Origin of the sequence: Cytobacillus firmus DS1 (assembly GCF_000565285.1) — a bacterium.
Classification (GTDB): domain Bacteria; phylum Bacillota; class Bacilli; order Bacillales; family Cytobacillaceae; genus Cytobacillus; species Cytobacillus firmus_A.
Genome location: NZ_APVL01000001.1, coordinates 95822 through 117048, shown reverse-complemented (window position 1 = coordinate 117048; position 21227 = coordinate 95822). Strand labels below are relative to the sequence as shown.

24 protein-coding genes, 3 pseudogenes and 1 riboswitch are annotated in these 21227 nt (G+C 39.3%); of the genes and pseudogenes, 7 read left to right on the top strand and 20 right to left on the bottom strand.

Translation table 11 applies throughout. From position 1 onward, the window contains the following. Positions 1-178 precede the first annotated feature (178 nt). Positions 179-667: a pyridoxamine 5'-phosphate oxidase family protein gene (locus tag PBF_RS00650; RefSeq protein WP_035325708.1), complete on the top strand. Its 489-nt coding sequence runs from the start codon at positions 179-181 to the stop codon at positions 665-667. Positions 668-800: 133 nt separating this feature from the next. Here the strand turns inward: PBF_RS00650 and PBF_RS26350 are convergent, their stop codons facing one another. From PBF_RS26350 to PBF_RS00620, 5 genes are all read right to left on the bottom strand, one after another. After that, on the bottom strand, positions 801-947 hold the full coding sequence (locus tag PBF_RS26350) for a hypothetical protein (protein WP_200869989.1): 147 nt from the start codon (positions 945-947) through the stop codon (positions 801-803). Between the two features lie 167 nt (positions 948-1114). Then, positions 1115-1540, bottom strand: coding sequence for a VOC family protein (locus PBF_RS00640; protein ID WP_035325704.1), 426 nt, complete (start codon positions 1538-1540; stop codon positions 1115-1117). A gap of 58 nt (positions 1541-1598) precedes the next feature. Further along, on the bottom strand, positions 1599-1820 hold the full coding sequence (locus PBF_RS00635; RefSeq protein WP_430515271.1) for a hypothetical protein: 222 nt from the start codon (positions 1818-1820) through the stop codon (positions 1599-1601). Positions 1821-2213: 393 nt separating this feature from the next. Continuing rightward, positions 2214-2732 (bottom strand): GNAT family N-acetyltransferase, encoded by a 519-nt coding sequence (locus PBF_RS00625; RefSeq protein WP_035325695.1) that lies wholly within the window; start codon positions 2730-2732, stop codon positions 2214-2216. 132 nt (positions 2733-2864) lie between these two features. Further along, a complete protein-coding gene (locus PBF_RS00620; RefSeq protein ID WP_343299384.1) occupies positions 2865-3152 on the bottom strand; it encodes a hypothetical protein in 288 nt (95 codons plus the stop codon). A 304-nt stretch (positions 3153-3456) separates the two neighbouring features. Between PBF_RS00620 and PBF_RS26640 the strand changes: the two are divergent. Beyond that, positions 3457-3653 (top strand): annotated as a pseudogene (locus PBF_RS26640) (citrate transporter); the annotation flags it as partial. 185 nt (positions 3654-3838) lie between these two features. Then, entirely contained in the window at positions 3839-4309 is a 471-nt protein-coding gene (locus PBF_RS00615) for a tRNA (cytidine(34)-2'-O)-methyltransferase (protein WP_035325686.1), read from the top strand. A 78-nt stretch (positions 4310-4387) separates the two neighbouring features. On the opposite strand, the gene PBF_RS00610 is transcribed toward PBF_RS00615, so the two are convergent. The 5 genes and pseudogenes from PBF_RS00610 to PBF_RS00595 all read right to left on the bottom strand — a co-directional run bounded on the left by PBF_RS00610 (position 4388) and on the right by PBF_RS00595 (position 6309). Further along, positions 4388-4516: a serine kinase gene (locus PBF_RS00610; protein ID WP_235192171.1), complete on the bottom strand. Its 129-nt coding sequence runs from the start codon at positions 4514-4516 to the stop codon at positions 4388-4390. A 167-nt stretch (positions 4517-4683) separates the two neighbouring features. Continuing rightward, positions 4684-4974, bottom strand: coding sequence for a hypothetical protein (locus PBF_RS00605; protein ID WP_035325680.1), 291 nt, complete (start codon positions 4972-4974; stop codon positions 4684-4686). 85 nt (positions 4975-5059) lie between these two features. Then, positions 5060-5332 (bottom strand): annotated as a pseudogene (locus PBF_RS26635) (hypothetical protein); the annotation flags it as partial. A 20-nt stretch (positions 5333-5352) separates the two neighbouring features. Further along, positions 5353-5871: a GNAT family N-acetyltransferase gene (locus PBF_RS00600; RefSeq protein WP_035325678.1), complete on the bottom strand. Its 519-nt coding sequence runs from the start codon at positions 5869-5871 to the stop codon at positions 5353-5355. A gap of 12 nt (positions 5872-5883) precedes the next feature. After that, positions 5884-6309 carry a MarR family winged helix-turn-helix transcriptional regulator gene (locus PBF_RS00595; RefSeq protein ID WP_035325676.1) on the bottom strand — a complete coding sequence of 142 codons (426 nt, stop codon included), beginning with the start codon at positions 6307-6309 and terminating at the stop codon, positions 5884-5886. Positions 6310-6560: 251 nt separating this feature from the next. On the opposite strand from PBF_RS00595, the gene PBF_RS00590 reads away from it, so the two are divergent. Beyond that, entirely contained in the window at positions 6561-8336 is a 1776-nt protein-coding gene (locus PBF_RS00590) for a dihydroorotate dehydrogenase (protein WP_035325674.1), read from the top strand. 61 nt (positions 8337-8397) lie between these two features. Here PBF_RS00590 and PBF_RS00585 read toward each other — a convergent pair whose 3' ends face one another. Both PBF_RS00585 and helD read right to left on the bottom strand, forming a co-directional pair. Further along, positions 8398-9918, bottom strand: coding sequence for a DHA2 family efflux MFS transporter permease subunit (locus PBF_RS00585; protein WP_035325672.1), 1521 nt, complete (start codon positions 9916-9918; stop codon positions 8398-8400). Positions 9919-9978: 60 nt separating this feature from the next. Further along, positions 9979-12315 (bottom strand): RNA polymerase recycling motor HelD, encoded by a 2337-nt coding sequence (gene helD / locus PBF_RS00580; RefSeq protein ID WP_035325669.1) that lies wholly within the window; start codon positions 12313-12315, stop codon positions 9979-9981. 450 nt (positions 12316-12765) lie between these two features. Between helD and PBF_RS25720 the strand changes: the two are divergent. Then, positions 12766-12897, top strand: a pseudogene (locus PBF_RS25720) (alpha/beta hydrolase); the annotation flags it as partial. A 2-nt stretch (positions 12898-12899) separates the two neighbouring features. Here PBF_RS25720 and PBF_RS00575 read toward each other — a convergent pair. The 7 genes from PBF_RS00575 to PBF_RS00545 all read right to left on the bottom strand — a co-directional run bounded on the left by PBF_RS00575 (position 12900) and on the right by PBF_RS00545 (position 18596). Then, positions 12900-13328, bottom strand: a complete 429-nt coding sequence (locus PBF_RS00575) for an NUDIX hydrolase (RefSeq protein WP_035325666.1) — start codon at positions 13326-13328, stop codon at positions 12900-12902. A 114-nt stretch (positions 13329-13442) separates the two neighbouring features. Further along, on the bottom strand, positions 13443-14012 hold the full coding sequence (locus PBF_RS00570) for a nucleotidyltransferase domain-containing protein (RefSeq protein WP_035325663.1): 570 nt from the start codon (positions 14010-14012) through the stop codon (positions 13443-13445). Between the two features lie 50 nt (positions 14013-14062). Continuing rightward, positions 14063-15052, bottom strand: a complete 990-nt coding sequence (locus PBF_RS00565; RefSeq protein WP_235192170.1) for a hypothetical protein — start codon at positions 15050-15052, stop codon at positions 14063-14065. Between the two features lie 53 nt (positions 15053-15105). Then, positions 15106-15828: an alpha/beta fold hydrolase gene (locus tag PBF_RS00560; protein WP_035325660.1), complete on the bottom strand. Its 723-nt coding sequence runs from the start codon at positions 15826-15828 to the stop codon at positions 15106-15108. Positions 15829-16066: 238 nt separating this feature from the next. Further along, positions 16067-16357, bottom strand: coding sequence for an RNA polymerase alpha subunit C-terminal domain-containing protein (locus tag PBF_RS00555; protein ID WP_035325657.1), 291 nt, complete (start codon positions 16355-16357; stop codon positions 16067-16069). A 214-nt stretch (positions 16358-16571) separates the two neighbouring features. Next, positions 16572-17531, bottom strand: coding sequence for an ATP-grasp domain-containing protein (locus tag PBF_RS00550; RefSeq protein WP_035325653.1), 960 nt, complete (start codon positions 17529-17531; stop codon positions 16572-16574). 15 nt (positions 17532-17546) lie between these two features. Beyond that, a complete protein-coding gene (locus PBF_RS00545) occupies positions 17547-18596 on the bottom strand; it encodes an LLM class flavin-dependent oxidoreductase (protein ID WP_035325650.1) in 1050 nt (349 codons plus the stop codon). A 109-nt stretch (positions 18597-18705) separates the two neighbouring features. Beyond that, positions 18706-18809, bottom strand: a riboswitch (SAM riboswitch). Between the two features lie 344 nt (positions 18810-19153). Between PBF_RS00545 and PBF_RS00540 the strand changes: the two genes are divergently transcribed. Then, positions 19154-19726 (top strand): hypothetical protein, encoded by a 573-nt coding sequence (locus PBF_RS00540; RefSeq protein WP_035325647.1) that lies wholly within the window; start codon positions 19154-19156, stop codon positions 19724-19726. Between the two features lie 216 nt (positions 19727-19942). On the opposite strand, the gene PBF_RS00535 is transcribed toward PBF_RS00540, so the two are convergent. Further along, positions 19943-20362 carry an NUDIX domain-containing protein gene (locus PBF_RS00535; RefSeq protein ID WP_051488786.1) on the bottom strand — a complete coding sequence of 140 codons (420 nt, stop codon included), beginning with the start codon at positions 20360-20362 and terminating at the stop codon, positions 19943-19945. 381 nt (positions 20363-20743) lie between these two features. Between PBF_RS00535 and PBF_RS00530 the strand changes: the two genes are divergently transcribed. Further along, a complete protein-coding gene (locus PBF_RS00530) occupies positions 20744-21193 on the top strand; it encodes a DUF305 domain-containing protein (protein ID WP_200869988.1) in 450 nt (149 codons plus the stop codon). Positions 21194-21227 lie beyond the last annotated feature (34 nt).

The following is a 21227-nucleotide window of genomic DNA, read 5'->3' as shown; positions in this document are numbered from 1 at the left end:
TTTTCTCCTTATATTTTTATAGTTTCTTAGAAAAATTATATAACACGTTTCCTCAAATATAGGAAATAATGTCTTAAATGCGCTTCTTCTGATTCTAAAATATATTAAAAGCCATACTCTGAATAAAAGCTGGAACAAGGGGTAATATACTTCTATAAAACATAATGAGGTGATGGAAATGTCTAACATGATCAATCAGGAAGAAATAGAAACATTACGAGAGTTAATCAAAGACATTGACACGGCCATGCTGACTACGGTTACGGAGGAAGGACTTGTGTCCCGTCCAATGAAAACACAAGAAGTAGAGTTTGATGGTGACTTATGGTTTTTCACGAAAAAAGAGACTGCTAAGTATGAGGAAATTCTTCATGATCAAGATGTTAATGTGTCTTATGCAGGCAAATCCTATGTTTCCGTCCGCGGAAAAGCGGAAATCGTTGAGGATTTAGAAAAGAAAAAAGCATTGTGGAGCAAAGCATATGAAGAAATTATGCAGACATCTTATGATGATCCTAACGTTGTCCTTATAAAGGTAAAAGCGGAAGCGGCCGAATATTGGGAGACTGGCAATTTTACGAAAAAAGCAGCTTTTCTCTTTAAACGAATGACAGGGCAAAACTCTAAATCGACAGATATTAATGAAACTGTTGAAATGAATAAATAAAGCATTAATGGATTGTCTGGATATAGACAATCCATTTTTTTTGCGTCAGATGAGATCATTTTGACGGTTTATGACCACTCCGCTTTTTTGGGCTTCCGATAAAAATATTCTCAACTTTAGTACTTCAGTTGTCTTAGGAATTAGGAGTGGAATTTTCCGTCTCATCATCCACATTTCCATTTTTAAGAATTTCATCAATTTCGCCAACATCTCCTTTGGCATTAATGATTTCAAATATCTGATTCAGTCCTTTACTTGTTTCCTGATCTTTGTCCTTCATAAGAATCCCTCCTGTAATGTTCATTAATAAATAGATTTTTCCAACTGCCCCTCTTATATCCAGAAACAACACGTTTTTTTTTAACACACAACCAGAATATAAAGAAGCAACTCCCAGACTTTCCCGCATTGAAAAGGCGATGCTTAAGAAAAGCATCGCCCCCACTTTTAAATATTGTCGGAAATTAGGTATTTTTCTTTAAAGCTAGGACTTAATTCACTCCAAACATCAAATTTATTGCCGTCTAAATCATAAAAGACAAAATTTCTTCCAGAGTGCCCTCTGTCTTCGATCTCTCCAACTTTAATTCCACTTTGCTTAAAGTCTTTATGTATTGCCTCTAAGGCACTTAATCCATTAACTTCAAATGTAAGCGAGAATCGCTCATTGCCGTAAATATCAAAGAAATTGGCGCTTTGCTCCTCCTTAGATTTCACAAGAAAAATACTCTGATTAGCAAGGTTTAAAATTGCTTTGTCCCCATCTTTGTAGCTTAACTCTGCTCCTAATTTATTTACATACCACTCAGAGGAAAGCTCTACATTTGTTACTGGTATATAGGTTGTACCTACTCGTAATAATTTCTCGCTCATTTTCGTCATCTCCTCATATATTATTTGCAATAAATGCCATTGGAGCACCCAGATTCATTCATTTCTCTCCCTGCAATTTCTGTTTAAGATCCGTCCTGGCACGCCTTATATCAAAAAAACCGATTGCTCCACAAAGCAAAACACCTAAGCCCAAAACACCTGTAAGAATCCAATTCTTACCCCAGCTGCTGATTAAACTTAATAAACAACTAAATGCGATAACAATTGCTCCATATTTCGCACGCCATTTATCCAATATTGAATGGTTTTTATTACTCAAAATCACTCAACTCCATATGGGAACTGCTTGCCCTGTACTGTTCGCTAAGCAGCAAGTATTTTTAATATGGACCTCAGAGCAATGAATCAAGATAACCTATAAAGAAGACTGACAGGATAAAAACGGGTATGGAGATATATATTTTATTTCTCAGTCTAATAGCGTCGAAATGTCTATATAACTTGCTTATAACGATAAAAATAATGATGATGACAGGCACACTGATACATATGGCTATAAAATCAACCCTGGTAAATGGCCTGCTAATAAACTGATCAAAACGGATGTTTAAAACAAAAAGCGCTGAAAATAAAAAAAATTGGTAAAGACAAAATTTAATATTTTGCATGGATGATTCTCCTATTTTGCATGACTGCCTATGTTCTTATGAGTTCATTCTTGTCCACTTAAAGTATCAATAGTATCCCAGCCGTAAACAAGTTCATTAAGTTTCTTTCCTGCAATCTCAACTTCAATCTTATCAATGATCTTGCCGCCCATGGCCTCATAAAATAATGCGGAATTATTATCCGCTAAAACAAAAACGAGCATGGTGTTCATCCCTGATTTCCCCAATTCCTTAATTACAGATTTAACAAGAGCCTTACCTATTCCTTGCCCTTGAAATTCTTTCAAAATATAGATGGAACTGAGTTCTCCCTGGTATTCTTTGTAATCCCCACTTCTTTCCTTGCCGCCAGATGAAAAACCAACAATCTGTCCTTCATCATTTTCTGCCACAAAGACAATCCCCTTTGGAATAATATTAATCCATAACTCTTCACGGCTTTGATATGATAAATTCTCTAAGAATTCTTCTGGGATAATATTTTTGTATGTAGTTCTCCAGCTGTCAACGTGTACCTTAGCAATTCCGCCTGCATCTGATAATTTAGCTGTCCTAATCTTCATATAACACCCCTTTTCAGTTCATACCAACTAATGGTCCAAAAAATCTATATGATGACATACAGTGAATCATTGTTACCGGGCATGAAATTTATTAAAGCTACTATAAAGAATGGCCCCAATTAGCATCATAACTTAACCTGCCGGCGGAATAACCCCTGAAATAAGCAGAATAAACAGCACTAATCCAATGGAGAAAAAAATGATGGAGGAAGTAAAGACAGGCCCTCTCCTAAACACAAACGCTTCCCTTTTTTGTATGATGCCTGTTTGCGCGCTTGCCTGTGAGGAACCGAAATCGGAAATGACTCCTCCGCTGCTTGAAAAGTAAAAGCTTAGGCCGGCAAAAGCCATGCCAGTAAAAAACATGACCTCAATGAACCTTACAGAGAATGTGGAAGCAACGAAAAGCGTTACACCCACTTCAGCCAAAAAAGCCAGAAGCAAAATAATAAAATATTTAGTCCGTATGATTTTTCCCTCCTTTTCATTTAGTTTCTAACAAATAGTTTAACATATTTTTACAAAAATTACTCTATTCTGAAAAAAGAGCACAAGCGGGCAATACTCAAATTTTGAATAGCATATCCTGTGATTAAACAACTAATCTAGCCTTTGAGGAGCATCCCTGATAAAGTGAGTCAAAAGGAGGCGCTTATAAATAATTAGGAGGGGTTTTATACTCGCATTGCTTGGATATTGCATGGTTGCTGTTTTTATGGCATAAATTTTGACGAAACGAATGTCTGCCCTATTGGCATTAATTATTGTGCCGATCCTATTTGCTTTAATTGGCAGGTTTTATATTTATACTGGGATTGGAGATATGATGCTTGAGGGATTAAGCAGGTTGCTCCTACAGGCGTGATGCTTGTGTTTGCTTTCCTCTATTTCGGTATTATGATTGATGCAGGCTTGTTTGAAATCAGCGCTTTGCACTAAAATGGGCAGTTGCCTCTTCACTATTAATGATTATTGCCGCCATTTCATTTGGTGTTATTTCGATTTAATGATATCTTGTTCGGACTAGCGAATACTGGTGTTTTCACCTCGCATTTGATCGTATGCTATAATTTAAAGGCTAAATCAAAACATTGAGGTGACAACCCTTGGCCATACATGTCGTACTATATCAGCCGGATATTCCGGCCAACACCGGAAATATCGCCCTGACTTGTGCCGGAACGGATACAGCTCTGCATTTAATCCGGCCGCTTGGCTTTTCAACAAATCCGGAAATGATCAAGCGGGCAGGCTTTGATTTCTGGGAATCTGTGAACATATCGTATTATGATTCCATGGATGAATTTTTCTCAAAAAACCAGGGCGAGTTTTACTATATTGAAACCTTTGGTGAACAGGCCCATTCATCCTTTGATTTCAGCGATGTCTCAAAGGAGCACTATTTTATGTTTGGAAAAGAAACAACAGGCCTGCCTAAAGACTTGCTGGAGGAAAATAAAGATCATTTCTTAAGAATCCCTATGAATGGAAATGTCCGATCGCTCAACCTTTCGAGCACAGCTGCGATATTGGTATACGAGGCTCTGCGCCAGCAGGGATTTCCGAATATGAAATAAACCATCTTCTGCGCTGGAAGATGGTTTGTTTTTGCACTCCTATAAATGACATCCAAATTCTTAAATTATGTATCTGTTTTAGACTGAATGCTGTTTTTCTTTCTTATTCCCGGCAATAAGAAGAGCTAAAAAATTCAACCCGGACCCTATTAGATTCATTATGGTGTTTCCTGCCTTACCAAGTTCATCAATGGTTAAGCCAATCAAAAAGCCTCCCAAAAGAATAAGTAAAATAACACAAAATAATCTCAAGTCTGTTTCAGTCCCCCTAGCCCTATTAAACTTCTGTTGTTGAAATCCTCCATTATCTCAATAAGAAAAAGCTGCCCTAATGACAGCCCAGGATCATGCTATCGCCCTTAATCGCCTTCAGATCAGTCTTTCTCCGGTTTCAGAATGGTTCTCTGCAGGGGAACACCTCCCATCGAAACATTGCGTTCTATGAAAATATAGGTCTGTCCATCAATAATGAATTTTCGATTCCCTATATAACTGACCTCTCTCCCCTGATTGACAAGTTCACTCTGGATTGCTTCGACATACTCTTTAAAATCCACATACCTCTCATCCAGATCAATGGTGATATGATTTTTTCTATATCCCATAAGCCAATTAAAACCAATCAGGCATAAACCGAGTATCGCCAAAAATAAAATGATTTTCATACTGAGGTTTCACCTCCCTTTTATAACTAATGTATGAGATTGATATTCATTCGTTTCATATAAAATTAGTTCGATCCCCCCTATACTAACATAATATTCCAAATACTAAAAAACAGAGAGCCCACCTGGGTTCCTCTGTTTTTCCTATAAACCTATAATCACTTTTTAAACTTCTCTTCCATTTGCTTAGTTTAAAATCATTCTCTTCATAGAGTTTATGAATGATGTTTTGATAGTCTCTTTCATTACGGTTCTGGCATAGTTTATCGGCAGCTTGAATTTCCTGTACTTTAATCTTGAATCCAACAATTCCTTTTAGCCGCTGTTCTACAAGCTCTGGAGAAAGCTTATCCCATAACCATCCGCCCTTCGTAAAAATCAGTTGAGAGTCTTGGCCATTATAAAATCCGTTTGTTCTTCATCACCCATATAAAAAGAATGGGCTCCCGTTTGGACAAACCCCATTTTCTTATAAAAGGCAATTGCCTTTTCATTTTTTTCCCATACACCCAGCCAAATTTTCTTCTTATTAAGCTCCATCGCACTTTCAAGGGCTTTATGGAACAGATACTTACCAAGCCCTTGTTTCTGAAATGGGCTTCTGATATAAATCCTCTCGATTTCAAGTGCTTCGTCGCCCATTTCTTCAGTCTGAGCCTCATCAGTATTGACCTTTAAATACCCGGCTGTCTCGCCCTCAAATTCAACAAAATAGAACTGTGACGAAGGGTGGGAAAGTTCAGTCTCTAATTGCTTTAGGTTAAATGCCTTTTCCAAATAGGCCTCCATATTATCGGGTGAATTTTGATCCTTAAACGTCTCATTAAAGGTTTCATAGCTAATTTCCTGTAGTCTTTTTAAATCCTCAAGCGTACATTTTTTTATATTAATAGTCATTATGACTCTCCTTCAATAATTTCTCTTGTTCCCCTTTTTCACATATTCCCAGTCTTTCTCTACATTTTTCCTAACTTTTTGGAGCAGACTGAAAATGATTTCTGCTTCTTTTTCGGTGAATCCCTCTAAGGCAATCGCATTGGAATAGTCATGTTCCCGTTTTATGAAAGGAAAAGCTTTTTTCCCTTTTTCTGTTGGGAAGAGCTTCCTGATTTTCTTGTTCTGTTCATCACTCCTCTTTTCTATAAAACCGTTCAGTTCAAGCTTTTTAATCGCACGGGCCGCTGTTGTCCGATCTACTTTTATCATCTCAGCTAACTTTTCCTGAATAATGCCTGGCTTTTCACATATTCGCACAAGATACAGATACTGCCCTTTTGTAAGGTCAAGCTCTTTAAATTCGATATTGCTTATGGAATCCAGCGCCCTCGCAATCATGCCAATTTCACGGAGAATTTCCAGCGTAGTCAGCTCCTTAACACGAATTTTTGTTGTAAATACAACAATGCTGTAATATATTCAATCTAACTTATTTTTGCTGCATTTGCAATAAAAAAAGATATACTTTGCCTTTTTAATAAAGATTCATGGGTCCAATTATAAAAAAGAAAGAGCACTCTTCCACTACAATAAAAAACCTATCCATCCAAACGCATATGCTAAAATAGATAAAAATGGGAGGTGTTTATTTGCCGGATTGGTCGTATCATCCTATTTTCAAGCCCATACTCCAGAAGCTTCCGCCTTCCTTCAGCCGGGAGTTTATCCATCGCGGAATGAGCATGATTTCATCCAGCCGTATAGGGGAAAGATTAATCGAATTTCTTGGTCATATGGAACCCTCCAGAAAGCTTGCGAAAAATGCATTTGGCGTTCATTTTCCCACTCCAGTCGGACTAAGCGGCAGGATTGATCCTCACTTAACGGGGACGAAGGCTTTTCAGAATCTGGGGTTTGGATTTATTGAAATCGGGCCTGTTTCCATTCAAGGGGCAGCAGAAGAACTATATATGGATCCGAAACAAGAGAAGATACATAGATTAACTGACGCTTCTATCGAGTTAACAGCTGCCAAGAAACAGCTGCTTTCTCTAAAGAAAAAGAAAATCCCTTTCCTCATTAATGTGGAGGGAACTTATCAGGAAGCCATGCAAATTTGTAAAGAATTGCTGCCTTTTAGTGACGGATTTATTTTGGACAGCCATACTTTTCAATCAGCGAGCCAATTTAATCAATTGAAATACGAATTAAATAAACCTATCATCCTTTCTTTTTCAAAGAATGATTCTCTCAGCCTGGACTATAGCCCGGACGGAATTCTTCTTACAGGCAATGATTCAGTGGAAGATCTCCTTCATAAGCTGGCAGCCCTCAGGAAGCTGTTCAGCGAAGATTTGCCGATCATCACTTCAGGTTGTGTTAAAGAGCCTTCAGATGCTATTAAACTGCTGGAAAGCGGAGCTTCTTTAATCATGTTAGGCGATGAGTATATTTTTACTGGACCCGGATTGCCGAAGAGGATAAATGAGGCCTATACCAGCACATTCCAGAAGGAGCCTGTTAAAGTGGAAGGATGGCGCTGGTATTGGCTGTTTGGCTTGGCTATTGCCATTGGAGGGTTCATTGCCCTGTTTTTCAGCATGACCTCGGTCATTCTTCCCTATGATGAGCGATTTCTTGGGATCTTCAGGAAAGATATTCTTTATTTTAACCCTGCCATTTTATATTTTATGGCACATGACAGAATGACGCTTTCAGGAACGATGATTTCAGGTGGAATTATCTATATGCAGCTTGCCAGGCATGGTATAAGACACGGCCTCCACTGGGCAAGAAAAGCAGTAAATATAGCAGGAACCATCGGCTTCCTGGGGATTGTCCTGTTTATTGGCTACGGTTATTTCGATTGGCTTCATGGGCTGTTTTGGCTTATTTTACTGCCCTTGTTTATAATGGGATATGCAAAATCAAAAAACGCAAGTGCATCCCCCGCCAGTTCAAACCTTTCAAACAGTGCGCAATGGAAGCTGAGCTTATTCGGCCAGCTTTGTTTTGTAATACTGGGCTTTTCATTAGCTATTGGCGGGATTGTCATTTCCGCCATAGGAGCTTCACATGTGTTTGTACCAACAGATCTTGCTTATCTTTGTCTGACTCCTGAAGCGCTTAACGAGTTTAACGATCGGTTAATTCCTGTGATCGCACATGACCGTGCAGGATTTGGGAGCGCACTTTTAAGTGTCGGATTGCTCGTCCTGACGCTTGCTTTATGGGGAATCCGCGAGGGGGAAAGATGGGTGTGGTGGACCTTCACCATTGGGGCGATTCCGGCATTTGCCGCCGGGATTTTAACTCACTTTTTTATAAACTATATAAATTTCATCCACCTCCTTCCTGCTTACTTCGCTTTGCTTTTGTATGTGATTGGTGTAATTGCAACCGCCCCTTTTTTATTTAAAAAATAGCGGGTAAATAAAAAAACGGGCGGTATCAAAACTGGATACCGCCCGGTTTTCTGCCTTTTGATCAACCTTTAACTGCCGCTTCTTCATCTGTTTGATTCTCATGATGAGGTTTCACTCTCTTAATAAAGAAAGCAAGTATAAGTGCAATCACTGCAATCAATGCAGAAAGGAAGAAAGTGAAATTAATGCCATGCAGCATCGCTTCATTCATGATTTGCTGCTGCATGTCAGCTGCGGCCTGTGCAGATGGCTGAGCTGCACTTGCACTCATATTGGCCAGTGTGTCAGCAGCCAGCTCCTCTTCTTTTTCTTTTGTACGGTTATTCATGACGGTAATCAGCAGCGCGGAGCCAATGGCGCCGGATACCTGCTGCAGTGTATTATTCATGGCGGTTCCGTGCGGATTGTTGATCGGCGGCAGCTGATTCAATCCATTTGTCATGACAGGCATCATAACCATTGACATCCCGAACATCCGAAAGGTATACAGCAGAACAAGCGTTGAATAGGCCGTATTCATGCCAATTCTGCTGAAGTAATAAGATGTTACAACGGTAATAGTCAGCCCAATCACCGCCAAAACTCTTGCCCCATACTTATCAAAGAGTTTCCCTGTAATGGGAGACATGATTCCCATTACAATCGCTCCCGGAAGCATCAATAGACCCGAATCCATCGGTGAAATTCCCCGGATGGTCTGTACATAGATGGGCATCAAAATCATCGCTGAAAACATGGCAACGGCGATCACGATCGAAATGGCTGATGACAGGGCAAACATCGGATATTTGTAGATGCGAAATTCAAGCATAGGATCATCCATCCGAAGCTGACGGAGTACAAAGGTAAGTAAAGCAAGTGCCCCAATCACAATTGTGCCGTACACGAGGGGACTATCCCATCCTTTTTCCCCTGCTGAACTAAAGCCATAAAGCAAGCCGCCAAACCCGATGCTTGATAAAACCAGCGAGATGAAATCAAGCTTAATCGCTCTCTGGGGTGTGATATCTTTTAATTTAAAGACTGCCAAAACTAAGGTTAAAAGGGCAATTGGCAGAACAAGGTCAAATAACATTCTCCAGCTGTAATGTTCAATCAGCCATCCGGAAAGAGTCGGCCCAATTGCTGGAGCTGTAATCATGACAAGACCAAACATCCCCATTGCCGCCCCTCTTTTTTCGACCGGAAATGCGGTAAGCATGACATTCATTAATAGGGGCATCATTATCGCGGATCCTGAAGCCTGAATCATCCGAGCCCCTAATAACACACCAAATGCAGGCGCAATGCTGGCCAGGAATGTTCCCAAAGTAAACAGTGACATGGCTGTAATGAATAATTTCTTATCGGAAAATCGCTGAATGAAGAATGCACTCGCCGGGATTAAAATCCCGTTAATAAGCATATAGCCTGTAGACAGCCATTGTACGGCAGTTGCATTCACATCAAATTCTTCCATAATGGATGGGAGAGCAACGTTCAGCAATGTTTCATTCAATATCGCTACAAAAGCCCCGATAAATAAAATGGCGATCATGCCATATGGCGGTTTATTTTGATCCGTATTGGTTTGCTGCGACATTAAATCAATCCTTCTTTCTATGTTAAATATAGATTTGATTATAGGATACACCTGACCTGATCAAACCTGAATGAGACCTTCCCGCAAAACATCCTGCAAGAACGGACTCTGTTCACCCACGCTGCAGATCTGCAAATCATGCATCGCTCTCGTGCAGGCGGTATAAAACACTCTGCGCAGGCTCTCATCACCATATACACTTTCCGATGCATCATAAATAATAACGGCATCAAATTCAATGCCCTTGGATAAATACGAAGGTACGACAACGACTCCCTCTTCATATTCGGTCGAGTTGCTTTTCAGGAGTTTTATTCCCTCGATACCGGACAGGGCTTCATAGGCCTGTGCACTTTCTTCTGCAGACTTACAGATAATGGCCATGCTGTTAAGCCCCTGACTTCTCCAGTCTGCAACCTTGGAGGCAATGAAGCTGCGCAGTTCGGTTTGATCGGATAATTGCTTCAGCTCAGGCAGCTTGCCATCACGGTCAAATGGGATGATCTCTTTCCCGTTAGGAACCAGTCTTCGTGTAAATTCGATGATCGGTTTAGTCGACCGGTAGCTCCTCGCTAAATTAATCAGTTCTGTCTGATCCGGTCCATACAGGCTGGTGAGTGTGTGAAAATCGGCTGTTTCGCTGGCATGGGCGAAGATCGCCTGGTTAAAATCACCGAGCACCGTCATCTTGGAAGAAGGAAACAAACGCTTTAAGAACTCAAATTGAAACGGAGAGTAATCCTGCGCCTCATCCACCACAATATGTTTAATCGAACTATTCGTCTGAAAGCCTTGAATCTGCTCCTTCAAATATAAAAATGGAGTAGCATCTTCATAACATAATCTGCCTTCACCGAGCATTTCCTGTGTCGACTGACAGATAGCCGCCCATTCTGCCGGCATCTCCTCCTCCATCCACTCTCGCATCTTCAGAGGATCAGCAAAAAGCTGCTTGTATATCGCCTTAAAATCAATGAAACGCATGGCCCGGATATGTTTTCGCAGCGGCTTGAATTTTTTCCGGACAATCAGGCGGGCTAATGCTTCAGGCTCGATTTCATAATCATGAATCGAATCCCCTGTAAAGCCGCGTTTTTTCGCCAGGTAGGCATGCGCCTTATGGTATTCCTCATTGCTGAGCAGTTCAATTTCCTCCTGTACCCACTCCTTAGACCGTTCGGCTTTTTCAGCTTCATTGATACGCTTAATAAGCCAATCCGCCAGCTTCTCAAGTCTGTTATGAAAACGGAGTGAAGTGCCGCTGCTGTAGAATTGATCTGCCATTTGCTGAGCAGCAACAATTGGCTTTCCTCTAAAAGTTATTTCCTTAAATAACATTCCCGACAATTCAAGCGACTTCAAGTAGGCATTAATGGCCTCAAAAAAACGGGCAGATGCTTTAAATTTAATGCCGGCAACCCTCGATCTGTACTCAGAGGTTTTCACAGCAGTTAAAACATACTCCAATTGCTCATATGGATTTTCTACGGCGAACTCATTACCCAGCCGATGATCCAAATACTCCTGGAAGGTAACCTGCTGCATGTTTTCTTCCCCCAGCTCCGGCAGCACATTGGATACATAGCTGTTAAACATCCTATTAGGTGAAAACAGAATGATTTGATCAGCATTCAGATTTTCCCGGTACTTGTAAAGCAGATAAGCAATCCGCTGCAGGGCAGCTGACGTCTTGCCGCTTCCGGCCGCACCGTGAACAATAAGCAGCCTTCCCTGATCATGGCGGATGATCCGGTTTTGATCCTGTTGAATAGTCGCGACAATATTGTGCATATGCTTATCCGTTCCCTTGCCGAGAACCTGCTGCAGAATCTCATCCCCAATGGTCAGACTCGTATCGAACATGGATTGAAGTTCACCGCGGCGGATCAAATATTGCCACTTTTTCTCCAATGTGCCCTCAATTGTGCCTCCGGGTGTTTCATACTTAGCTGGGCCGGGCTGGTAATCATAGTACACACTCGAAACCGGCGCCCTCCAGTCGTAAATAAGAAAATTCTCGCCGCCCTGATCCCTTAGCGTAGAAATACCAATATAAACAGGCTCCTGTTCGGAAGAGCCTTCTTCCGTAAAATCGATCCGGCCGAAATAGGGCACCTCCTCCATCCGGCGCAAGGCAGACAAGCGCTTGGAAGCATGCCGATGGGTACTCTGGCTGACAGACAGAGCCTGTGCCTCCTGCCTCAAACCGATAATAGTCTCCAAATAATCATCAAAGGTATCTGTGTTCACCTTCACTTCATCCCAAAAGTGTTTGCGGATATGAACCACTTCGTTTTTACGCCTGGAGGTTTCTTCTTCCAATCTGCGGACTTCCTCCGTAATCGTCTCCATTACACCATCCAATCGTTTTTGCTCCTGCTGAAGTTTTGAATTCATAGCAAACACTCCTTAAAAATATTTATAAAAAGGTTGACAAACGAATCGATTGCATTATATAATTAAGATAGGGATAATACACTTAACTTTATTTACATAATGCACATCTATATAAATTTACCACAGGAATTCATTTATTTCAATGGATAATTTAAAAAAAGAGCCGTATTTACAGTTTTAGCGTAAATACGGCTCTTTTTATTTCTTTTTTAATCCAGATACCCACATCTCCTCATTCAGTCTAAAGAAGAAACCACCGGAAATTTTGGCTTTAAAGTGCTTAGAGATATGTTAGGGTAATACATATAGGGATGAGTCCCCTGCTAATAAATTTAAGGAGGCCTCGTCATGATTATCAAGTGGATTCGGCACAGATAATGAACTGGGGCAGGCCTAAATGCTCCGAAAACAATCTGATCTGCGATATATACGATTATACGGAGGTAAAATATGAGTGAACAAATAATGAAAATAAATAATGTGGATATATGTACAGAGAGCTTTGGAAACTCCAAGGATCCAGCAATTCTTTTGATCATAGGGAAAATGTCTTCACTGGACTGGCGGGATGAAGGACCCTGCTACTAATGGATTGGAATCATTGCTTCAGCATATTTAATACTTTCTTTTAAGTAAACAGGCGCTTTCGGGTGATGTAAGATCTCTTCAGTTGTTAGCCATAACACCTCTTCGACCTCATCGGAACATAAAGGGAATGCATCACCAGATTCATATTCGCACAGAAAAACAATATCTACTACATTATGATTAGTATCAGTTACGAAAGAAGTACTGTGTACATAAGTTAAACGGTCTTTTACTTTTACACCGACTTCCTCTAAAATTTCACGCTTTACAGTTCTCTCTAAAATATTTGATGAGTTTCCTTCTAAATCCACCTTTCCTCCAACAAGGGAAAGCAAACCACCTGCATGCTCTTCTTTTTTACTTCTTTCAACAATGAGCCACTTGTCATTTTTCCTTATAGCTCCTTCTACATTTACAATAAACATTTTAAGCCTCCCACTCATATTGGTTTTATTTAAAGACTTCTTTAGATTTCTACTAACAGGTCCGATTGCTTTTCAGCCACTCTAGCCGGCATAATAAGCCTGAATGAATAATAATTAGCACAAAAGTTGTATCCATTTATGCTTTGGTTCGTGTATTTCTAATGCCTTTAGAAGCCACTTTCTCTTTTCATTTTCAAGTGTGTCTTTTGTAGCTAGAAAGTCTTGATGGTCTTTTTCCCTTGTATTTTTCGCCTTATATAAAAGGACAATTTCTGGATTTAAATAAGGAATTCCTGTTTGAGAATAGCTCCAAACTAAATTCAGCGGGCAGGATATCCTGGTATCTCTTCTAAATACCCAATAATCTCCTTTTGTTTCATTTAGAAGGATTTCTACTTCACTTCCGTTATCCTTATTTAATGCGTGGATTTCGTGGACTGGCAACTCCAGAATCTCATTTTCCCAAGTATGAAATTCTCCTTTAACAACCTTTTTGTATTCCCAACCTATAAGAAAATTTTTAAAATATAGCTGATCTTTTCGAAATATAGCAATCTCTATATCTTTATGTTCTCTTGTTTCTTTGCCGATAAAAAGGTCAATTGCCCATCCACCAGCAATGCCCCATGATTTATTGAATCCTGACATTAAAGAAGCAACACTCTGACATTGTTCAAACGGCATATAATACCCCCCGTAATAAAAAGATGTCTATCCTTCAAATTAGACACAGATTATTCCTTTGTAAAAAACTTAGGATCAATTTGGTCAATAACAGAAGCAGCATTATAAAAATACCCCATTTCGAGCTTGTCTCCATATGTTAGTTCTGTTTGACTTTGTTTTATATAAACTATCCAATCATTTTCAATCTCACTAATATTCTTTCCGTATACTTCTTCTACTTTATAAGCTACGTCTTCTTTGTTGTAAATTTCCTCAAACTTGTCCAATCCATAAGTATCGATTAAATATGTTATAAAAGAAGCTGAATGTATATAGCTCATCCATTGAAGTGTGTACTCTTCTTGGTTTGTAAGAGGGGGACGAAAGTAGGCATCATCTTGGTTTAGATCTATCAATCTACTAATTGGAATTGATTTATTGATGTCGAAAAAGTACTTCATAATCTTATGAGAATTTGATTTTTGTTTCCCGTACTTATCTTCCATATAAGTAGCAAAACCCTCTTGAGTCAAATAGCCCATCTCTGAATCAAAGTTATTCCCATAACCAAGTAAGGAATGGGTCAGTTCATGGACAAGGGGATATTGATTTTCCTTAACGGAATAAAGTTTGAGTTCCGTTCTTAACCCCCATGATGCTTGGTTTCCTTCATTAAGAAATACATTTATTCGCTCGGATGAAGCATAGTCAGTATGAATTGAGTTCTGAATATCATCATATGCATCAAGGAGTTCTTCTTTTATAGATTCTACTTTTTCTTGTGGAACCTTTATTGTATTAAAAATCTTAAAGGTTATTTTACCATCCTCTGTAACGACAATATTTTCTTCATTTTTTTCTTTTTTTACTTTTTCTTCAGGAACAGCTGCATCTCGAGTGCATGCTGTTAATAAAAATATTGATATGAGACAGAAGACCCTAAATCTAAGCATTTTACCTCCGGAAAAATCAGTATTTTCCAATTTTACGAATTTTAAATCCGAAAGTTTCATTTTTATATGAAAAATTAAATTTAATTCACAACTCTTATTTAACAAACCTCCGTTGTTTAAAAAAAGAAAAAGCTGCCTGATTAGCAGCTTACCAAGAACTACTTCTCTATTAACTTTTTTATCGCACAGACCACCAGTTCCGGTTCGTCATTTTGTATATAGTGGGAACTGTTTTCAGCAATGACCAATTCTCCATCTGAGGATATTTCAAGGATCTCTCTCTGCATCTCATTCCATAATTTTTGGGATTCCACAGAATAATGAGCTTTCTTACCCGCTGAAAGAACAATTAATGGTACATTTAATCTTTGTCTAGTGTCTTTTAACTGCTTTAAACTTTCCATAAATTCAACATAATTTCCTTCGTAAACGAATTGCTTATTATATGCTTGCTGAAAATCTTGTGACATCGTAGGGAGAAATCGTTCTCTGTAATCTTCAGGGGTAGAGTCAATCAAGACTAGTCCACAAACTTCATTTTGGTATTCTGCAGCAAACATCCGCATATTAACCCCACCAAATGAATGACCAACTAATATGTAGGGAGGTTTAATCTTGGCCTCACTAAGCAGTTCCTTTAGTTCTTTTACCATTTCACGGCTGGTTCTGGGATTAGAGCTTGATTCACTTTTTCCAAGTCCAGCTCTGTCATAAATTAGTACACTAGACAGCATTGAAATCTCCCTTAATACTGAATTCCAGGCCTTAGAATAGTCTCCATATCCAGCATCCATTATAACTGTTGGTTTTAAGGTATTTTCCCCCACTAATCTAGCGTATAGTTTACATTTACTAATAGGTATAAACATTTCCTTATCCATCGGTTCATTCCTCTCATTTTGCCAACTAACGTTAGTTAAAATTTAGCAATATTGAAACTCTCATTCAACCAACATCACTTTTATTTAATAAAAGAGCCGCCATTTTAGCCAGCTAATCTTGAGCGCTAGTTTAATTGCTTTCTTCACACCCCAGAAACATTGAGAACCCATAAATTTCGAAACTGAAGGGCAACACCTAAAAGTAACGTACAAAAAACAAAAAATAAGAGCCTGCGATTTATTTTTTAAATGATAGCCCTTCTTTTTCTAGGGAGGTTCTCATAATAGGCAGGGAAGCTGGTCCAATACCATGAAGTTTTAATATTTCTTTTTCTGTGTAATTTGATAGTTTTTCCAAAGTGTCTATTCCTTCGAATACCAATGCATTCCTTGCAGGAGCACTGAGTTTTGAAAGGAAGCCGCTGTTGGGTTTATTCTCTTTATCACAGGCAGGGCAGCTTTTACACTCACTAGTTTTGTAAAATTTATGTCCCTTTTCACAAACCCTTAAACTTTTACCTGCTGCCAAGATAATTCCTCCAATCCTAGTCTAATCCTGTATTATCTATTATGAATCGTATATTAATTTTATAAACTATTCGTATTTACCGCCACCCCATTCATGACTGCCCTTTTCATTTAAGCTTACCGACTGGTTAAAAAAGGATCGGCTGTAATGGACAGCCGATCCTTGAAATTTAATTTATAATCCAAAAACAGTCTGCTGAGGCAGGCCCCGCCATTTATACGGTTGATGCTGCTGCAGCGTATTTCTCTTCTAATATCTTCTTTAGGAAGGCAGCTAATTCAAGCATTCCATATTTTCCTGCTTTTGCTTCCGCGTCCGAATTATAGTTTGTGTTTGTATTAATATCATAAGTGTAAATGTCACCTTCAGCATTTCTGATAAATTCAATTCCTGCAACTTGAATATCATTCCTGGCCAGAACGTCTTTATATTTTTCTAAAATTTCGTCCTCAAAACCTTCAATGATCTGGAACTTAGGCTTCTCTTCAACCTCTTCTCCTACCGGGCAGAATAAGTCGCCAATCTGGCAGGCGTCTGCTGGACAAAGTTCGAATCCTTCGGAAGTATCGACCCTGACAGCATAAACAAAGCTGCCCCCAACAAATTCACAGCGCGTGATATAGCTTTCAGGAGATTGAATATATTCCTGAATAAGAGTAATGCCATCGACCGGTTCTTCGAAGGAAGGGCCTTCCACATAAGATTTTAAAGCTTCAATACTATGGAATAATTGAACGCCCAGACCTTTGCCGGCACGATTATGCTTTGTGATAAACGGGTGGCCGGCAAATGCTTCGGCTGCCTTTAGGATATTTTGTTTTCCAACCGCTGCAATTGTTTTTGGAGTCCTCACACCAGATTTATTTAACTCCAGGTATTGTAAAACCTTACTCACTTCCAGCTTTAAAGCGCTCGTTCCATTAATCACCGTACGGCCATGCGCTTCAAGCCAGGCCAATACTTGTCCGGAAAATTCAGCCGCAAAACGATGATCACGTGTATGAGAAGAAGCACTCATCCGGCTATAGAAGATTCCTTCCGGCGGTTCTGCCGATAAATCCAGCGTCCCTTCGTCTAAATGCCATTCTTCATAAGGAACACCCAATTCCTCCAATCTTTTTGTCAAATGGACTGTCCACTCACTATTTTCATGTATTACATAAACCTTGCTCATTACTCAGGCCCCTTTCTAGCTCTTTATTAAACTGCGTTTTTGTTCCACTAATGGCATAACCGTCTTTGCGAAGCGTTCCATTTCCTCAAGCTGAGGTGAAAATTGTAGTAACAGCAGATCCAGACCAGCTTCTTCATATTGCAGTATCCGATCAGCAATTTGCTCTGGTGTTCCTACTAAATTTGGACGCAGACCTCTATTGGAAACAGAGTAATCCTGCAGCTGAATCTGCTGCTCTAGCTGTGACTTTGTCGTGAAGTCCTTAAAGCCGGCATAACCGCTGGAATCCTTCACAGTCGTGATTTTTTCAAGCTCAGCGAGAGCCTCTTCTTCTGTCTCACGGCAAATAACATACGCAGCCATTCCGAAGGAGCTGAATGGCACATTCCCCGTTTGTTCACGCCGCGTCTTCATTTCAACAATTTTCCGGTCAATCTCTTCAACCGTTCCGCCGTGCATAACATAAGCATCACATTTTTCTGCAATGGTCTGTTTCCCTTTTTCACTTTCACCGCCTGCATACAGAATCGGGTTAGGCCGCTGGACAGGCTTAGGAAAAAGCTTCGTATCGTTTAAGTCGTAAAATTGGCCGGAATAATTGAAGGTATCTTCTGTCCATAACCCTTTTAACACATCAATGAACTCCTCGGTGCGGGCGTAACGCTCATCATGTTCTGTAAAAACACCGCCATACTGGCGCGCTTCTTCAGCCCACCAGGCAGAAACAACATTAAGTGTAAAACGGCCATTGCTGATTTGATCAATATTCGCTGCCATTTTTGCTGCTACTGCCGGATTATGAAAACCGGGACGAATTGCGGTCATAATTTCAATTTTTTCTGTCACTGCGGCAAGCGCAGCAGCCGTGGACCAGGCTTCAAGAGAATCATGGTCCGGTCCTTTAATATCATTTAAATATAATTCAGCGATTAACGTAGTCGTGTATCCCCATTTTTCAGCCGACTGAATGACTTTTTTAGCATACTCAAAGGTTGGCGGCATATTTTCATCTTCCACATTACGCAGCCATCCTCCAAAAATCGGCAGCCAGAAACCATACTTCATTTTTATTCTCTCCTCTATCTTTTTAAATATCTACTTTTCATATAATTTAAGTAGGAATTACCAACAACGAAAAAACTCTCCTCCTAAGAAGAGAGTTTTTTATACTCTCTTCTCATCTTTCAAGCGATGCGCTTGCTGGAATTGGCACAGTATTCATCAGAACCTGCTGCCGAGGTTTCAAAGGGCCAGTCCCTCCACCTCTCTGGATAAGAAGAAAAAACTATTCAGCTTTTTAATTATTTAAAGTGATAATAATTTAAATAGATCAAATTGTCAATTAAATATTTCTAAGCTCTAAATATTTTCAATACGATTGATTTTCCCGCAACACCTGCTGCAAAGTTTTTAAAGTAAAACACCCTTACTTTAAGTGTATTTCAATCTTGTGTTTTACGTTGGGACATCACTTTTTTAGTTCGAAAATAAAATTTGGTGAAATAAAGTATCAAAATACATTATATACTCAAGAGTCTTCCGACATTATGAATTCTTGTGAATATTTTCCTATTATGGAGCTAAAATATCCTTAAATATACTTTATAAGGGTGACTCGGTAAATGCCGGATAAGCGACTTGAGCAATTTGATCATATAGTGAGAATGGGGAAAGAAGGGCAGAAAGCTTTAAATAAGCATTGGTTAGATTTTGAGCTTTATACTTCATTTGAATACTGGTTAATGGCATCTCTTCTTATAGGCCCTCTTATCTACCTGTTTTTTAAAATTGATAAAAACAAAATATTTTTCTTTGGTTTCTATGGTTACAGTATTCATGTAATATTCGGATATATCGATTTGTTCTCAAAAAATTCAGGATATCTAAATTATCCTTTCCCACTGATCCCAATGCTGCCAGGATTAACCCTTGATTCGAGTTTTGTTCCTGTTACTTTTATGCTTGTTTACCAATGGACGATTAACAGGGAAAAGAATTACTATCTGTATATGATCATTACCTCTGCGGTTATGGCATTTATCTTTAAGCCGGTTCTAGTCGCAATAGGGCTCATAAGGCTTTATGGAAACACAAATTATATCTATCTATTTGCTGGTTATTTAATTGTCATTACGATAGCTAAATTTATCACGAGTGTATTTTTGTGGACAGAGGCTAAATACAAAAAAGGATAAATGGATTTACATTTATCCTTTTTCCTTTTTAACCAACCTGGCCTTTGAGTTTTAAAGAAGAAGCTGCCTGGTTAAGCAGCTGTTTCTGGGTTTGTGAATCTTTATATTAATAACTGCCAGACTGAACGCTGCAATTGTATTTTTTTTAGAGTCAAATTACCTGCTTTTTAATAACTGGATTTACATCTTTCTTATATTTCATAATTTCTGGCACCTTTATAATTCCACTCCATAATCTTCTCCACAATAAGTAAAAGAAATTTGAGTAATTAAAAAATTTCGATCTTCGGGAAAGCATAACTCTAAGGTTCTTAATTCCTCGAGACTCTTCCAGTCAATGTCATAAATTAATTGGTCAGGATCCTGAATTGTTGCTTTACCTCCAATAATCTCAACTTCATAATATCTGACTTCTCCGCCACTGCTCTCTTTTTTATAAATAGGCCGTATCACTCTTACCTCAAACCCCGTTTCTTCCCTTATCTCCCTGATACAGCACTCTTCAAACGTTTCTCCTTCTTCCAATCCGCCGGAAGGAACAGACCAGCGTTTTGGTTCATCTGCTGTTCCCTGCAACACCATTAGGACCTTATGTCCTCTAATACAAACTCCTGCTGAGCCAAGCCATTTTTTCATAGAAACACCCTCTGATCGCTTACTTTTCATTAAATATTCATCTATTTTAGCAGCTAATCCTTTTTTCAATGACCGCCCCTTTCTTTAAAAGGCAGGGAAACCAATTATTCATATCCCGGCCCCTTTCTAGCTCTCTACTATACTTCGCTTTGTTTAACTAATGACGAAACATTTAGCCAGGAACGCGGCAGAAAGCTATATGTGCATTTTCTGTGCAGTTTATTTTATTTTAGACGTGGTAGAAAATAATAAAGACGCCATTTAAAGGGAGTTTCATATGCGTTCTTCCCGGCCCTTGTACAATGGCTTGTGCCTGATTAAAACCCTGCTTAAGTTTAGACAAGCACATCTTATAAATTCTAGCCAAGAGGGGGAAATAGAGTGAAAGCTTATGTAAAATTTGCAGGAATGGTAATAGTCTCTACGATTGTCATGTTTATTTTTAAATATTTCAGCACATATAAATTGGATCATGTCTTCTTCAGTGAAACAAGGGCTTATATGGCTCTGTTGATGGGGGCCACGATGGCTATCATTATGCTGGCATTTATGCGCAATATGTTAAAAAATCGTAAATTGAATGCAGGAATTGCCGCCGGAAGCCTTTTCGTTTTCATCGCATCCTTATTTTTATTGCGAAGCCAGACCACAGTAAATGATGTTGACTATATGGAAGCGATGATTCCGCACCACTCCATTGCCATTTTAACCAGTGAACGGGCTCAGATATCAGACCCGAGAGTCCGCAGCTTAGCCGACACCATTATTGAAACACAAAAAAAAGAAATTTCGGAAATGAAAAAACTAATCAATGACCTTAAAGAAGAATAGCCATATCAATTAGAATATGTCCAAAAAGCTCGGA